At 73.2% G+C, this 14,881-nt stretch carries 16 protein-coding genes and 2 riboswitches; of the genes, 7 read left to right on the forward strand and 9 right to left on the reverse strand.

The window, feature by feature from the left end; translation table 11 throughout:
* Positions 1–14: 14 nt before the first annotated feature.
* The 4 genes from AMYTH_RS0143120 to AMYTH_RS0143135 all read left to right on the forward strand — a co-directional run bounded on the left by AMYTH_RS0143120 (position 15) and on the right by AMYTH_RS0143135 (position 3,785).
* Positions 15–791, forward strand: coding sequence for a sulfite exporter TauE/SafE family protein (locus AMYTH_RS0143120; RefSeq protein WP_027935457.1), 777 nt, complete (start codon positions 15–17; stop codon positions 789–791).
* A gap of 19 nt (positions 792–810) precedes the next feature.
* A riboswitch (S-adenosyl-L-homocysteine riboswitch) is annotated at positions 811–886 on the forward strand.
* 13 nt (positions 887–899) lie between these two features.
* Complete coding sequence (locus tag AMYTH_RS0143125; RefSeq protein WP_027935458.1) at positions 900–1,532, forward strand: MOSC domain-containing protein; 633 nt, start codon at positions 900–902, stop codon at positions 1,530–1,532.
* Positions 1,522–1,703: riboswitch (cobalamin riboswitch) on the forward strand. Its footprint overlaps the gene before it by 11 nt.
* Before the next feature lie 64 nt (positions 1,704–1,767).
* Positions 1,768–2,751: an ABC transporter substrate-binding protein gene (locus AMYTH_RS0143130; RefSeq protein WP_037323131.1), complete on the forward strand. Its 984-nt coding sequence runs from the start codon at positions 1,768–1,770 to the stop codon at positions 2,749–2,751.
* Entirely contained in the window at positions 2,748–3,785 is a 1,038-nt protein-coding gene (locus AMYTH_RS0143135; RefSeq protein WP_027935460.1) for an iron chelate uptake ABC transporter family permease subunit, read from the forward strand. The genes AMYTH_RS0143130 and AMYTH_RS0143135 overlap by 4 nt, the downstream gene beginning before the upstream one ends.
* Here AMYTH_RS0143135 and AMYTH_RS0143140 read toward each other — a convergent pair.
* The 7 genes from AMYTH_RS0143140 to AMYTH_RS0143170 all read right to left on the reverse strand — a co-directional run bounded on the left by AMYTH_RS0143140 (position 3,782) and on the right by AMYTH_RS0143170 (position 10,365).
* Positions 3,782–4,015, reverse strand: coding sequence for a hypothetical protein (locus tag AMYTH_RS0143140; protein ID WP_027935461.1), 234 nt, complete (start codon positions 4,013–4,015; stop codon positions 3,782–3,784). The genes AMYTH_RS0143135 and AMYTH_RS0143140 overlap by 4 nt on opposite strands.
* Positions 4,016–4,384: 369 nt before the next feature.
* Positions 4,385–5,338, reverse strand: coding sequence for a hypothetical protein (locus tag AMYTH_RS0143145; RefSeq protein WP_228685230.1), 954 nt, complete (start codon positions 5,336–5,338; stop codon positions 4,385–4,387).
* Positions 5,339–5,416: 78 nt separating this feature from the next.
* On the reverse strand, positions 5,417–6,805 hold the full coding sequence (locus AMYTH_RS0143150) for a vWA domain-containing protein (protein WP_027935463.1): 1,389 nt from the start codon (positions 6,803–6,805) through the stop codon (positions 5,417–5,419).
* Entirely contained in the window at positions 6,802–7,677 is an 876-nt protein-coding gene (locus AMYTH_RS0143155) for an AAA family ATPase (RefSeq protein WP_020422687.1), read from the reverse strand. Before AMYTH_RS0143155 ends, AMYTH_RS0143150 begins: the two co-directional genes overlap by 4 nt.
* 77 nt (positions 7,678–7,754) lie before the next feature.
* On the reverse strand, positions 7,755–8,516 hold the full coding sequence (locus tag AMYTH_RS0143160; protein WP_027935464.1) for a maleylpyruvate isomerase family mycothiol-dependent enzyme: 762 nt from the start codon (positions 8,514–8,516) through the stop codon (positions 7,755–7,757).
* Between the two features lie 77 nt (positions 8,517–8,593).
* Positions 8,594–9,529: a sensor histidine kinase gene (locus AMYTH_RS0143165; protein WP_027935465.1), complete on the reverse strand. Its 936-nt coding sequence runs from the start codon at positions 9,527–9,529 to the stop codon at positions 8,594–8,596.
* Positions 9,526–10,365, reverse strand: a complete 840-nt coding sequence (locus AMYTH_RS0143170; protein WP_228685232.1) for an MEDS domain-containing protein — start codon at positions 10,363–10,365, stop codon at positions 9,526–9,528. The genes AMYTH_RS0143165 and AMYTH_RS0143170 overlap by 4 nt, the downstream gene beginning before the upstream one ends.
* Positions 10,366–10,513: 148 nt before the next feature.
* On the opposite strand from AMYTH_RS0143170, the gene AMYTH_RS46805 reads away from it, so the two are divergent.
* Entirely contained in the window at positions 10,514–10,891 is a 378-nt protein-coding gene (locus AMYTH_RS46805; RefSeq protein ID WP_027935467.1) for an STAS domain-containing protein, read from the forward strand.
* 12 nt (positions 10,892–10,903) lie between these two features.
* Here the strand turns inward: AMYTH_RS46805 and AMYTH_RS0143180 are convergent, their stop codons facing one another.
* Positions 10,904–11,614 (reverse strand): TetR/AcrR family transcriptional regulator, encoded by a 711-nt coding sequence (locus tag AMYTH_RS0143180; RefSeq protein ID WP_027935468.1) that lies wholly within the window; start codon positions 11,612–11,614, stop codon positions 10,904–10,906.
* Between the two features lie 72 nt (positions 11,615–11,686).
* Here AMYTH_RS0143180 and AMYTH_RS0143185 point away from each other — a divergent pair, with 72 nt between their 5' ends.
* Positions 11,687–13,189: an FAD-dependent monooxygenase gene (locus AMYTH_RS0143185; RefSeq protein WP_027935469.1), complete on the forward strand. Its 1,503-nt coding sequence runs from the start codon at positions 11,687–11,689 to the stop codon at positions 13,187–13,189.
* Between the two features lie 271 nt (positions 13,190–13,460).
* Here the strand turns inward: AMYTH_RS0143185 and AMYTH_RS0143190 are convergent, their stop codons facing one another.
* The gene (locus AMYTH_RS0143190) at positions 13,461–14,048 is read right to left on the reverse strand and encodes a DUF4291 domain-containing protein (RefSeq protein WP_037323134.1); all 588 of its coding nucleotides are present in this window, start codon (positions 14,046–14,048) and stop codon (positions 13,461–13,463) included.
* Here AMYTH_RS0143190 and AMYTH_RS0143195 point away from each other — a divergent pair.
* The gene (locus AMYTH_RS0143195; protein ID WP_410468331.1) at positions 14,011–14,661 is read left to right on the forward strand and encodes a winged helix-turn-helix transcriptional regulator; all 651 of its coding nucleotides are present in this window, start codon (positions 14,011–14,013) and stop codon (positions 14,659–14,661) included. The two genes, AMYTH_RS0143190 and AMYTH_RS0143195, sit on opposite strands and share 38 nt — an antisense overlap.
* Positions 14,662–14,881 lie beyond the last annotated feature (220 nt).

Below are 14,881 nucleotides of genomic sequence, written 5' to 3' on the forward strand. Positions count from 1 at the left end.
TAAATTGGGGCAACGTGCCCGCTGATCCGCTGCTCACCCTCGGCCCGTGGCAACTGCTGTTCCTCGTGGTGGCCGGTGTCGGGGCGGGTCTGACCGGTTCGATCGCCGGGCTCGCCTCGCTGGTGTCCTACCCGGCGCTGCTGGCGATCGGGGTGCCGCCGGTCACCGCGAACGTGACCAACACCGTCGCGTTGATGGGCAACACGGTCGGCTCGGCGGCCGGTTCGCGACCCGAGTTGCGCGGGCAGCGCGCCCGGTTGCTGCGGCTGTGCGCGATCACGGCGGTCGGCGGCGCGGCCGGCAGCGCGTTGCTGCTGCTCACCCCGGAAGGCACGTTCGCCTACATCGTCCCGTTCCTGATCGGCGGCGCGTCGATCCTGCTGCTGTTCTCCCCGCGGCTGGCCGAACGCGCCGGCCGCGGCGACGGCGGGCTGACCGCGGGCACCGCGACGGGCGCGTTCCTGGTCGCGATCTACGGCGGCTACTTCGGCGCGGCGGCCGGGGTGATCATGCTCGCGCTGCTGTCCGCCGCCTGGGCGCAGCCGCTGGCCAGGACGAACGCGGCGAAGAACATCGTGACCGGCGCGGCCAACCTGGTGGCCGCCGTGGTGTTCGCGTTCACCGGCTCGGTGCTCTGGCCCGCGGCGGCGGCCCTGTGCCTCGGTCTGGTCGCCGGCTCCTTCGTGGGACCCGCGGTGGTCCGCCGCCTGCCCGCGGCCCCGCTCCGGGTCGCGATCGCGCTGGCGGGCATGGGCCTGGCCGTCACGCTGGCCTGGCAGGCCTGGAGCTAGAAGTGCTACCTTCGCGGGCGGTGCCGAGAGGCGCTGCGACGGGCCCGGCCCGCCACGCTCGGCACCGTCTCCCGCAGCAAGGGCGCCTTCTCACCCGAGGAGGCGCAGATGCTCGTCGGACACCTCGCCGCGATCTTCCGCTACCCCGTCAAGTCCATGGCCGCGCAAGCACTGGACGAGGCCGCCGTCTCCTGGCACGGCCTCGACGGTGACCGGCGCTGGGCGTTCGTCCGGCCGGGCCAGGAGTCGAACGGCTTCCCCTGGCTCACCATCCGCAGGCGCAACGACCTCGTCCGCCACCAGGTCGTCGGCGAGTCCCAGGTTCGCACCCCGGACGGCAGGCTGCACGACGTCACCGATCCCGCGCTCGCCGCGGAACTGGGCGCCGCGCGCGTCCAGAAACTCGACCGCGGCACGTTCGACAGCGCGCCGTTGTCCCTGATCACCACCCGCAGCGCCGGTGCCGAGCCGCTGCGCTTCCGCCCCAACCTCCTGATCGACACCGACGTGCCCGAGGAGGACTGGATCGGCCGCACGCTCCGCATCGGCACCACCCGCATCCGGGTCGACCGCCGCGACCGGCGCTGCGTGGTCGTCAACGTCGATCCGCGCACCGGCCGGCGCGACCCGGCCGTCCTGCGCCGCATCGCCCGCGAGCACGACATGTGCCTCGGCGTCTACGGGTCCACTGTGGAACCGGGCACGGTCGGGGCCGGGGACGAGGTCGTCGTGCTAGCGTGAGCGCGCCAGTCGTGCCCCGCGAGGGGCCAGGGAATCCGGTGCGAATCCGGAACTGACGCGCAGCGGTGAGCGGCGACGGGCGGGACAACGGCCACTGGACCACGCGGTCCGGGAAGGCGTTCCGCCCGGACGACCCCGAGTCCGAAGACCTGCTGGCACCCCCGCCACGGGGGAGACCGCCGGACCGGGCTCCGCGCATGAGCCCTCGACGCTAGGGGCCGCTGTGCGCCGATCGATGACCTTCCCACTGCTCGCCGCCGTGCTGGCGCTGACCGGGTGCGCGAGCGCCACCCCCTCCGGGGCCACCGCGGCGGTGGTCGTGGACAACTGCGGCCACCAGGTCCGCGTGCCGGAACCGCCGCGGCGGGCGGTCGCGCTCAACCAGGGCGCGGCGGAGATCATGCTGTCCCTCGGCCTCGCGGACCGCATGGCAGGCACCGCCACCTGGACCGATCCCGTGCTGCCGCACCTGGCCGCGGACAACGCCAAGGTGCCCCGGCTCGCCGAGAACTACCCGTCGTTCGAGACCGTGCTCGCCGCCGAGCCGGACTTCGTCGCCGCCTCGTTCGGCGCCATCCTCGGCAAGGGCGGCGTCGCGACCCGCGAGCAGTTCGAGCAACTCGGGGTGCCCGCCTACCTGTCGCCGACCGAATGCGCCAAGGACACCAGCGGCGGCGGCGACGGCACGCGCACCGAAACGCTGACCATGGACGCCGTCTACACCGAGATCCGGGACCTCGCGCGGATCTTCGGCGTCGAGGACCGCGGCGAACAGCTGGTCACCAGCCTGCAGGAACGGATGCGGGCGGTCGCGGGCGCCGGTGCGAACGCCCGGCTGATGTTCTGGTTCGCCAACTCCGAAGCCCCCTACCTGGCGGGTTGCTGCGGCGCGCCCGGCATCATCACGACGACCGTGGGCGCCCGCAACGTCTTCGACGACACGCGCGAGGAGTGGCCGCAGATCAACTGGGAGACGGTCGCCGAACGCGACCCGGACGTGATCGTCCTCGGCGACCTCACCCGCCGTTCGCAGACCGCGGAGAACGCCGCTGCCAAGATCGCGTTCCTGGAGTCGCACCCGGTGACCCGCGACCTGGCCGCGGTGCGGAACAAGCGGTACGTGCTGTTGTCCGGGCAGGCGATGAACCCGACGCTGCGCACCGTGGACGGCGCCGAGCAGGTCGCCGCGGCGCTGCGCGGGTTCGGGTTTGCCAGGTGATGCGCACCGCGCGCGTCCTGCCGCTGTGCGCCGGGGGTCTCGCGCTGCTCGTGGTGTCGGTGGCCGTCGCGGTGACGATCGGCCCGGCCGGGATCGGTGTGGGCGACGTGTATGCCACCGTCCTGGCCCACCTCGGCTTCGGCGAGCCGGTGCTCTCGCCGGTCCGCGACGGGATCGTGTGGCACCTGCGGATCCCGCGCGCCCTGCTGGCCGCCGTGTGCGGCGCGGGTTTGGCGGTGTGCGGGGCGGTCATGCAGTCGCTGCTGCGCAACCCGCTCGCCGACCCGTTCGTGCTCGGGGTGTCCTCGGGCGCGTCGACCGGCGCCGTGCTGGTCGTGGTGCTCGGGGTCGGCGGGGGAGTGGTGTCGTTGTCGGCGGGGGCGTTCGCCGGGGCGGTGCTGTCGTTCGGGCTCGTGCTGTTGCTCAGCCAGACGCTGGGCGGCACCACCGAGCGCGTGGTGCTGTCCGGGGTCGCGGCGATGCAGCTGTTCTCCGCGCTGACGTCGTTCGTCGTGCTGACGGCCGGGGACGCGGAAACGACGCGGGGCGTGTTGTTCTGGCTGCTCGGTTCGTTCAGCAGCGCGTCGTGGTCCGAGGTCGGCGTGTGTGCGGCGGTGCTGGTCGTCGCGCTGCTGGTGTGCTTCGGCCACGCCCGCACGCTCGACGTGCTCGCCTACGGCCAGGACCTCGCCGCGGCGCTCGGGGTCGCGCTGACGCGAACCCGGATCGTGCTGATGTGCGTCACCGCGCTGCTGACGGCCGCGCTGGTGAGCGCCTGCGGGGCGGTCGGGTTCGTCGGGCTGGTGCTCCCGCACGCGGCCCGTGCGCTGGTCGGCCCTGGCCACGGACGCCTGCTGCCGGTCACCGCCGTGGCCGGCGCGGTGTTCCTGGTGTGGGTGGACACGCTGGCGCGCACGATGCTCGATCCGCAGGAGGTGCCGGTCGGCGTGGTCACGTCGATCATCGGCGTGCCCGCGTTCGTGGCCGTGCTGTACCGCAGCCGTCCACAATGGACGCGGCGGGTGGCAGCCTAACGAATCGCGTCGCGGCCGGCGTCGGTGAGTTTGGCGGGGATGCGGGCACCGGTGCCGGGGACGCGGCGGACCAGGCCGGCGTGGATCAGCAGTCGCGCGCCGAACTGGTCGCAGCAGGAGAGTCCGTCGACGTACACGTGCGGCTCGCTGCTCGCGGTCAGTTCCACGCGGCCGTCGGCAACCGCTTTCAGGAACTCGACGTCGCGGTGGCTGAGGGTGGACGCGGTCATCGCTGGCACCTTTCCGAGAACGGTGTGGTGCGCCACAGAATAGAGGATCGTTGAACAATCGAGCAACCGGGTTGACGGATCGTTCAACAATCGCTAGCGTTGCAGAGCATGCGACCCAGCTCACAGGACACGCGGCAGACCCTCATCGGCGGCGACCCCGACGACATCTCCTGGATTCCCTGAAATTGTTGAAGACCTGCCAGTAACACGCCCTGCTTTCGCCTCGATTCACTGTTAAGGCCCGCGCGGAGGGTGGGCGCGACACCTCCGGCACCGCCGTCTTGCCCGCGCTCGAACTCCCCCTCGGAGCGTTGTGGCAGGCGAGTGGCCCCCGAGTGCGGACTCCCAACTGCCCCGCGCTCGGGGGCCCTATTCGTACACCACGTAGACCGGTTGCGGCTGCAGCCCGACCACCTGCTCGGGCGTCATCAGCGGTTCCCCGTCGCGGGTGTCCTCCTGGTAGAAGAGCTTGAACCCGGCCTTGACGTGCGGCGGCTTGCGCTTCATCACCTGGTCCCAGGTGGCTTTCTTCGCCTCGGCGCTGCCGATGCCGTCCACCACGTTGATCACCGCGACCCCGTTGTGCCGCTTCAGCCCGGCGATGTCCCGCACGACCGTGACCGCCACCTGGTGGTAGACCATGATCTTCGCCGGCAGCCGGTGCCGCGCCACCAGCGAAGCGAGGTAAGCGGCCACACCGTCGAGCTCCTCGCCGGTCGTCACGCCGAACTCCTCGCCCGGCACGACGCCCGGTTCCACCGCCCACTCCGGGTCCAGCGCGACACCGACGTCCGGCTCGGTCAGCCAGTGCTCGAACGCCTTCACCTCGGGCAGGAAGTCCGCGCGCCCCGGCTGGATGTTGAGCAGCAGCTGCCCGTCGAGCGCCCGCGCGGCGTCGAGGTAGCGCTGGATGGTGCTGTCGTTCGCCCGGCTGCGGTACATGCCGTCCGGGCCCGGCGTCGGGTTCACCGTCGTCGCGATCAGCTCGACCACCGGGATCACCGGCCGGTTCCGCGGATAGGTGCCGATCAGCTCGCGCAGCTGCGCGGAGGCCTCCTGCAGATCACCGGTCATCCGCCCCAGCGCCGGGCTGCCCGGCGCGCCGCAGTAGCCGACCAGCAGGTGGTCCTCGACCACGCTGTGCGCGGCGACCTGCGCCGGGAACCCGCGCAACCCCGCCGCGGGCGCGTCCAGCGGCGTCGGCCGCCCGGAAAGCGCCTGCCTGGAAAAGAAACCCTCACCACCGCTGCTGCAGGCGACGCTCGCCGCGCCCGCCAGGGCCGCGGTGAGGAACGCCCGCCTGCCGACCGTGCTCCCCGCCATGACCACGGGATGCCCTGGTCTCGACCACTTACACACAGCAGCCGGAAAATCACTCCCCGCGAGACGGCTTCGTTACCGTCAGCCGGGCAGCAGCTCGGTCACCAGCTGGGTGAGTTGACGCAGGTTGCGGCACTCGTGCATCGGCACCACGCGGGCGTACCGCAGCGCGGCGGAATCGCCCGTGCCCCAAGCTGATCGCGCCTCCGGGTTGAGCCAGTGGACGTGCTTGGCCCGCTCCGCGATCCGGCGCACCGCGTCCAGGTTCGGGTCGCCGCCGTTGGTGCGGCCGTCGCCGAGGATCAGCACCGACGTGCGCGGCCCGACCGCGTCCGGCCACCCGTCCACGAAGCTCGCCAGCGAACCGCCGTAGTCGCTGCTCATGCCCCAGCGGGTGAGCTTCGCCTGCGTGAGGATGCGCCGCGCGAGCCCCTCCGGGTCCGCCGCGCCCGCGGTGACCAGGCCGGTGATCTCGTCGGTCAGCTCGACGAACGCGAACGTGCGGATCTTGCTGAACTGGTCCGACAGCGCCTGCACCAGCAGCAGCGTGAACTGCGCGAACCCGGCCACCGACCCGGACATGTCGCACAGCAGCACCAGTTCCGGGCGGCCGGGACGGCGGTCGCGCATCGCAGGCCGCATCGGCACCCCGCCCGTGGCCAGCGACCGGCGCAGCGTGCGGCGCAGGTCGATCTGCCCGCGCCGGGCGCGGCGCCGCCGGGTCGCCAGCCGGGTGGCGAGCTTGCGCGACAACGGCTGGATGGTGCGGCGCAGCTCGGCGAGCTGGGCGCGGGTGGCGTTGGTGAAGCTGACCAGGTCGGTCTGCGGCGGCACCGCGTACTGCGCGATCCGCTCGCGCCCGCGCAGCTCGGCGGTGCGACGGCGGGCCTCGGCCTGCACCGCCTCCCGGTAAGCGCCGATCCGGGAGCGCGCCTCGCTGCGGGCGACCGCGTCGCCGAACGCGCTGTCGTCCGTGCGGATCGCGGCGAGCACCCGGTTCAGCAGCGCGTCCGGCCGCACCCGGTCCAGCGCCTGGTAGGCCGACCAGCCGCGCATCCCGTTCGCCCCGCCGCCGCCGGACCCGCCGTCGCCGAACGAGCCGTACCGGCCGAACTGGTCGACCGCAGCCGAAGCCAGCGCCCGCAGGCGTTCCCCGTCGCCCTCGGCGAGCGCGGCGACCAGCGCCTCCCGCAGCTCCGCCGCGTCCGCGGGCGCCTCCCCGGCCGTCTCCGCCGCGCCGACCGCGACCGGGAAGTACAGGTCGAACAACGCGTCGAAGGTGCCACGCTGTCCCGAGCGGCGCAGGACGGTCGCCGCCAGCGCGGCCCGCAGCGCCTCGCGGTCGGCCAGCCCGAGCACGTCCACCGCGGCGGCCGCGTCCACCGTTTCGCCGGGGCCGACCGGGATGCCGTGCTCGCGCAGCGAGCCGACGAACTCGACCAGCCGCTGCGCCAGCGCCGGGGAGGTCATGACAGCAGCGAGTCGAGCCGCAGCTCGGCCGCGGCCTTCCGGTGGTCGCTCTGGTACTTCAGGATCACGCCGAGGCTCGTCTCGACCACCTGCTCGTCGAGCGTGTCGGCGCCCAGCGCGAGCAGCGTGCGCGCCCAGTCGACGGTCTCGGCGATCGAGGGCGCCTTGCGCAGTTCCATCGTCCGCAGCGCGGCGACCACCCGCACCACCGAGTCCGCCAGGCGCGCGTCCAGCCCGGGCACCTTGAGGGTGACGATGTCGCGCTCCAGCTCCGGCGTGGGGAAGTCCAGGTGCAGGAACAGGCAGCGCCGCTTGAGCGCCTCCGACAGCTCACGCGTCGCGTTCGAGGTGAGCAGCACGAACGGGCGGCGCTGCGCGGTGATCGTGCCCAGCTCGGGCACGGTCACCTGGAAGTCGCCGAGGACCTCCAGCAGCAGGCCCTCCATCTCGACGTCGGCCTTGTCGGTCTCGTCGATCAGCAGCACCGTGGGGTCCGGGTTGCGGATCGCCTTGAGCAGCGGGCGGGGGAGGAGGAACTCCTCGCTGAACACCTCGTCGCGCGCCTGCTCCCAGCCCTCGTCGCGACCGGCGGTGATGCGCAGCAGCTGCTTGGCGTGGTTCCACTCGTACAGCGCGCGGGCCTCGTCGATGCCCTCGTAGCACTGCAACCGCACCAGCTCGCTGCCGGTGGCCTGCGCCAGCGCCCGCGCCAGCTCGGTCTTGCCCACCCCGGCCGGGCCCTCGACCAGCAGCGGCTTGCCGAGGCGGTCGGCGAGGAAGACGGTGGTGGCGACGGCGGTGGACGCCAGGTAGCCCGCGCCGGCCAGGCGCTCGACGACCTCGTCGACCGAGCCGAACAACGGCTCCTGCATCGGCCCTCCCTGGGTTGGTGCGCAACCCACCCATTCTGGGCCCTCGGGACCCGGCCGCGCGGCCGTCGTGCCCAATCTCACGCCGCGTAGCGGGTGACGGCCGCCAGCGCCGCGCGCAGTCCGGAGACGTCCCCGGTCACCGCCAGCGGGTCGGCAGGCCCGCGCCCCCACAGCCACAGGTACACGTCCTCCGGCGCGCCGGACACCCGCCCGTCGGCGCTGTCCGCGGATTCCGGTCGCACCACGGGATTTCCGGTTCCCGACGGCATCCGCACCGTCCACACGCGACCGGCGCACTGCACCTCGAACACCTCGCCCGAGGCGTCCACCGAGACCGTCTCCTCGGGCGCAGGCCGGTTGCCCTCCGCCAGCCACACCGTCAGCACCTCGTCCACCCCGTCGGCGGCGAGCGCCGGATCGACCACCGGCGGCAGACCGAGCGCCTGCTCCAGGTCGACCCGGTGCACGGTGAACTCGTGGGCCATCCGGCGGCGCCAGAACCCGTAGGTGCGGTCGGCGGGGAACCAGGTCTGGCAGGGGAAACTCGGCGGGCGGCTGGCGAGGCTGCGGAACAGCCCGTCGGACGCGGCGCGGAACCAGCCCAGCACGTCCTGCCCCGCGGGCGGTTCCCGTTCCCACTCCAGCGGCAGGGTCTGGCTGTCCACCCAGGCGGTCACGCGGTGCGCGACCCCGCCGAGGTGGCGGACCAGCGCGCCCGCCGTCCACCCCGGACACGCGGGCACCGGGAGGTCCGGATCGGCTGGTGCGGCGAGGACCCCGATGCCGTGGATCTCGGCGCGCAGGGTGTCGAGGAGGAACGGCTGGTCGGGTTTCGTCATGACCCGCCGAACATACCGGGTGGGTGATCGTCGTGGGGGCCGGATCGGTTCCGAAGTGGACATCGCGGCCCGTCCTGTCACAAGGGCTTTCCGTCCAGCCGCATGCGCACCTGGATCGTCGTGCCGTGCGGCGCGCGGTGGGTGCGGACCAGGTCGGCCAGGTCGTTGACGAGCAGCAGGCCGCGCCCGGACAGCTGACCGCGAGCGGGTGGGCGGCGTCCGGCGAGCGGGTCGGTCAGCCGCCCGCGGTCGGTGGCGGAGCAGACCAGTTCCGCGCCCTCGCGCCACAGGCTCAGCTCGCACGGGGTGCCTGCGTGCAGCAGGCTGTTCGTCGCCAGCTCGGTGACGATCAGCTTGAGGTCCTCGGTGCGTGCCTCGCTCAGCCCGAACTCCAGCGCGTACGCGGCGACGGACCGGCGCGCGACGGACAGGTGATCCGGCACCTGGACGCGGAAGGTCACCGCACCCGCGGCCGGTTTCAGCTCGTCGTTGTACCGGGCGACCAGGTCGTCCCACGCGTAGGTGTCGCTGCCGCGCCGCACACCACGCTCGGTGACCAGTGGATGCGTCATGTGCGCGTCCGCGATCGCGTCCGGGTCGAGCGCCTTGGTGTCGTACGGGCACACGATCGTCACGTCGCGGCCCGCGAAGGCCGGGTTGATGAGGGCCTCGTGCTGGGCGCACGCCGGGTACTCGACGGCGGACCGCCCGTCCCAGATGGGCTCGCCGATGATGCGCACACGCGCGGCGTCGCGGTGCCGGTCGGCGAAGCCGCGCAGCACCTGGGGGATGATCCGGCCCGGGTTGCGGCCCGCCACACTCATGTCCAGCAGGTGCACGCGGCTCGCGTCGTCGCCGAGCGCCTCGCGCAGCAGCGACAGGTTGGGCTCCGGCACGGCGGCCGCCACCGGGTCGCCCGCCGCCAGGCCCTCGGCCAGGAACGGCACCAGCCCGTCCAGGTACTCCGCCGGTGAGCCGTAGAACAGGGCCTCGTGCACGAATCCGGTGCTCATCGCGGCGCCTCCACGCGGATGTCCTCGAGTTTCAGGACCTCCACGACGCTCGCCGGCCCCGGGCGGGGAGCGCGCAGAACCACCTCGGCCGCGTGCCGCCTGGCGTGCTCGGCCAGGGTCAGCAGGTTGCGGTGGTCGATGAAGTCCAGGGTGGTCACGTCGAGCACGAGCCGTCCGCCGACGGGCCGGGGGTCGACGTGACCGAGTGCGCGGGGGAACAACTCGGCCGAAGCGAGGTCGAGTTCGCCGCCGAGGCTCGCGCAGCAGCCGCCGCGGGCCGAGGCGTGCAACCGGAAACCCGCGCCGTTTTCGTTGGCGCTCGGGTGGAGCGCGGACAGCAGCGCCAGGGTGGGCCGGTCCAGCTTCCGGCGGTCGTAGCCGCACAGCGCGGAAAACGGGTGCACCGCGGAGTAACCGTCCGCGAGGTGCTCGAACCGCGCCAGCGAATTCAACCGCGTGGGTGACTGCAAAAGGCCGGTGACGTCGGCCGCCACCCGCAGGCCCCGGTAGCCGTCGGCCAGTGCCGACTCGGTGGCCTTCGCGTAGAGCCGCAAGCGCACGTGCGGATCGCCGAGCGCGCCGAGGTCGTCGAGCGAGAGCACCCGCAGATCGCCGCGGCGGCGGGCCTCGTCGCCGTCCACGATGCCGTCCAGAACCGCCATCAGGCGCGGAACCGGGCCGGTCCCGGCGTAGCAGACCCGGTGGCCCAGGGCCAGACCCTCGGCCAGGAACTCCCGAACCCGGGACCGGAACTCGGCCGGGTCGTCGTAGCCCCAGCACAGGTGGTCGTGGCAGCCGAGGCCGCGGGCGTCCACCAGGATTCCGGACCGTCTCATCGCATCGAGCGTACCGCTCCGGGGCCGGCCGGACAGTGTCCGTGGCGCCCGTCGGTGGTGCGGACGGAGGCGCGTCGACTACGCTGGGTTGGACGCGGTTCAGAGCACAGCCGCAGAATGCTGTCGCCGAAGGGTAGGCGAGCGCGTCATGTCACGGGCTCCGCGTGTTCCGGAGGAATCCGCCGGACTCACCACATCCACACCGCTGCACGTCTCGGTCCGCTGGCCGGGCCGCGACGTCGCCGTGCTCGCGGTCGGCGGCGAACTCGACCTGGCCACCGCGGGCAGGCTGGAGGCCGCGTTCCGGCGGCTGGTGGCGCGACGGCCGCGCGTGGTCGTGGTCGACCTGAGCGGGGTCGCGTTCCTCGGCTCGTCCGGGCTGGCCGCGATCACCGCCGCGCTCACGTCGGGTGTCGTGCTGCGGATCGTCGCGCCGGGCTCGCTGGCCCGGATCTTCGCGCTCACCGCGCTGGACAAGGTGCTCGACCTCTACGGAACCGTCGACGAGGCGCTGGCCGCGGGCTGACCGTCCGGGAGTTCACGCACGCAGGGCCGCTTCGATCCCGGTGAGCAGGCATTCCAGGCCGAACTCGAAGCGGGTCGCGGGATCGACGTCGTCGGCCTCCAGCACCCGCCGGTTGAAATGCGGGTACCGGCCGGACTCGACGACCTGGCGGACGTAGGCACCCACCCAGTTCCGCCACTCGTCCTCGGTCATACCCGTGCGGCGCTGCACCTCCAGCTCGGCCAGCTCGGCGGACACCGCTCCCAGCACGTGCGTGTTGATCGTGTCCACGACCATCGTCGCGAGCGTCGGGTCGCTGGTCATCCTGGAGACGATGCCGAGGTGGTGGTCGGCGCGCGCGATCACGTTGGGGCCGAGCGTGGGGTGGCGGGCCGCCTGCTGGGCGAGCCAGGGGTGCAGCAGCATGACGGCGCGCTGGCGGCGGGCCAGCTGGGCCAGCTCCGCGCGCCAGTCGTCGCCGGGCTCGGGCAGCGGCTCCTCGCCGATGATCGTGTCGACCATCAGCTCGAACAGCTCGTCCTTGCTGGCCACATGCCGGTAGAGGGACGTGGTGCCGGTGCCCATTTCCGCCGCCAGGCGGCGCATGGACAGCGCGTCCAGTCCCTCGGCGTCGGCGATCGCGATGGCCGTCCGGACGATCTTCTCCTCGGTGACGACCGGCCGCGTCTTCGTGGTCCGGTCGCGCATCCAGACCATCGTCGGCGGGTTCTTCGCGGGCGGCATGGGCACAGCGTACTTCTCGGGTACAGTGTTCCCAAGAACGGGAACAGTGTTCCCACTGGGAGGAGGAAGCTCATGTCGGATGTGGTGATCGCCGGTGGTGGGTCGGTCGGCCTGGCCGCCGCGGTGTTCCTGGCGCACCACGGCGTGCACGCGCACGTGGTGGAGCGCCGCGCGGGTCTGTCGGAGCACCCGCGGGCGCTCGGCCTCAGCCCGCGCACGCTGGAGTTCTTCCGCGAGGCGGGGCTGGGGGCGGAACTCGACGCCGTCGCCGTGCGGTCGACCGAGATGTGGAAGGCGGACGCGCGCACGGTCGCCGAGATCGACCGGGCGAACGCGCCGCGCCGGACGCCGTTCACGCAACCGGAGATTTCCCCGGAGAAGCCCGCCGGACACTACCCGCAGGACCGGCTGGACGCCGCGCTGCTGCCCGCCGCGCGCGAGCGGGGTGCGACGGTGGAGTTCGGCGTGGCCGTCGCCGGGGTTTCGCAGGACGCGGACGGGGTGTCGGTCGAGCTGTCCGACGGGCGGGTCCTGCGGACGCGGTACCTCATCGGCGCGGACGGGGTGAAGACCGCCGTGCGGCCGGCGCTCGGGATCGGCACGACCGGGCCGGGCGAGGTGGGGGAGCCGGTGCTGAACATCCTGTTCGAGGCGGATCTGACCGGGGTCTTCGGTGCGCTGCCGACGATGGTGGAGATCGGCCACCCGGACGTGCGGGGCATGTTGCTCAGCGTCGGCGAACGGCGGTGGGTCCTGCACACCGGCGCGCCGGGGACCCCGGAGGAACTCATCCGGACGGCGCTCGGCGCGGAGGTGCCGGTGGGGGTCATCGCCGCGAAGTGGTGGCGCGCGACGCTGCGGATGGCCGAGGAGTTCCGGGCCGGGCGGGCGTTCCTGGCCGGTGATGCCGCGCGGTCGGTCTCGCCGCTCGGGGCGTTCGGGCTCAACACGGGGCTGGCGGATGCGCACAACCTGGCGTGGAAGCTGGCGCTGGTGCTGGCCGGCCAGGCCGGCGAGGGCCTGCTGGACACCTACCACGACGAGCGGCACGCGGTGGCCGAGCTCGTGACGCGGCAGGCGGTGCTGCGCTGGGAGAACCCGCGGCTGCACTGGGACCCGGCCGCGGTGGCCGAGCGGGCGGCCGTCGGGGCGTGGAACGCGCCGCTGGTGACGATGGGCTACCGGTACGACTCGGCGGCGGTGATCGGCGCGGTCGTGCAGCCACCGTCCACAGAGGATCTGGTGGTGGCGCTGGATGGGGCCCCGGGATCGCGGTTGCCGCACCGGTGGGTTTCGCCCGGTGTGTCCACTCTGGACCTGGTGCGGTCCAGGTTCACGGTGTTCGCGGGTGATCCGTCCTGGCGCGAGGCGGCGGAGAAGGCCGCCGCCCGGCTGGACGTCCCGATGGGTGCGGCGGTGGTGCCGGACGCGGACTGGTTGTCGGCGACCGGCATCGAGAACGGCGGTGCCCTGCTGGTGCGCCCGGACGGCTTCGTCGCCTGGCGATCGCCGGTCGCCGTGGCGGGCGCGGACGCGGTGCTGGAGTCGGTGATGTCGCGGGTGCTGGACCGCTAGCCGGTGCCGGTTTCGTCGCCTGGCGATCGCTGGTTGCCCTGACGAGCGGGGATGTCGTGGTGGCGCGGGCGCTGGACCGTTAGCCGGTGCCGTGGGGGCGGCGGGTTTCGCCGACCGGGTGGGGCTGCTCGGTCGGGAGGAGCGTGGGTGTGGTGGTGCGGGTGCCGGACCGTCAGCCAGCGCCGATGCGGGCGGCGAGTTCCGTGCCGACCGGGTGGGGCTGCTCGGTCGGGAGGAGCGCGGGTGTGGTGGTGGTGCGGGTGCCGGACCGTCAGCCAGCGCCGATGCGGGCGGCGAGTTCCGCGCTGACCGGGTAGGGGCGCTCGGCCGGGAGGAGCGCGCGGGCCTCGTCGAGGCGGCGGTCGCGCACCAGTGCTTCGATCTCGTGGGCGCGTTCCGTCTCGTCGGTCAGGCCGGTGATCCACTCGCCGACGTAGCGGTCGGACGCCTCGCCCGCCAGGCCGATCTGGATGGCGCGCCGCGGGAGCGGCCGCAGGTGCAGGTTCTTGTCCGGGTCCCACTGGATGCGCACCGGGCTGGTGGCGAGTTGCCGTCGCCAGGCTTCGTCGCCGGCGTGGTGGCTCGGGTCGAACGCCGACAGGCACGAGTGCACCAGCGCCCATTCGAAGCCGGCGCGGGTGATGGTCACCGCGAGGACCCGTTCCTGTCCGGGCTTGCGGGCCCAGCCGCTGCGGTAGGCCATCCAGAGGAAGGACGGTTTGATCCAGGTCATGCGGCCGCGCTTGAACGGCGCCACGAACGTGCCGGCGCGCAGGGCGGGCTCGGCGATCTCGGGGGAGTAGGCCTGGTACACGACGATCGTGTCGTCGTCGTACCGGGCGCGGATCTCGTTGCTCATGTGGGTGATCTTCGGGCACGGGCGCAAGCGGTTTTGCGTGCGAGACTGGGGCATGCTCTTCGACCGCGCGGCGATCGAGGGACTGGCGGCGGGTCGCGTCACGGTGGCCTTCCGCAGGTGGGACGCGCCCCGCGTGCGCCCCGGTTCGCGGATGCGCACCGCGGCCGGGGTGGTCGAGGTGACCTCGGTGGCGGAGGTCGCGACGGTGACCGACGAGGACGCCAGGGCGGCGGGCTACGAGTCGGCAGCGCAGATGCCCGACCGCGGCTCGGGGCGGCTGTACCGGATCGGACTGCGCGTGGCGGGCCCGGACCCGCGGATCGCACTGCGCGAAACCGCCGACCTGACGGACGACGACCGCGCCGCGATCGGCGCCGCGTTGTGGCGGATGGACCGGGTGGCGGAGGTCCCGTGGACCGGCGCGTTCCTGAGGCTGATCGCGGACAACGAGGCCGTGCGGGCCGTGGAGCTGGCCGAGCGGGTCGGCCTGGCGCGCGACGTGTTCAAACGCCGCGTGCGGCGGCTGAAGGAGCTCGGCCTGACGGAAAGCCTGGAGGTGGGGTACCGCCTCTCGCCGCGGGGAAGGGCGTTCCTGGAACGCGGCGACGCCTGATCCGCCCGGCACGGTGCCGCCGCGGCCATCGCCCGGTGCGGTGACGGCCGAGGTGCGCGGCGACCGGACTCGGCGCTCAGAAGGGGCTGCCGCCCCAGGAACGGCATCCCCTCAGCAGGGGAAGAAGTCGCCTCCCGGCCAGCGGCCAGCCACGGCCAGCGGCCAGTGGCCGGTCGGCAGTGGCTGGCCGCCCGCCGCCCGCCGCCCGCCGCCAGCGGCC

Origin of the sequence: Amycolatopsis thermoflava N1165 (genome assembly GCF_000473265.1) — a bacterium.
Lineage (GTDB): Bacteria > Actinomycetota > Actinomycetes > Mycobacteriales > Pseudonocardiaceae > Amycolatopsis_E > Amycolatopsis_E thermoflava.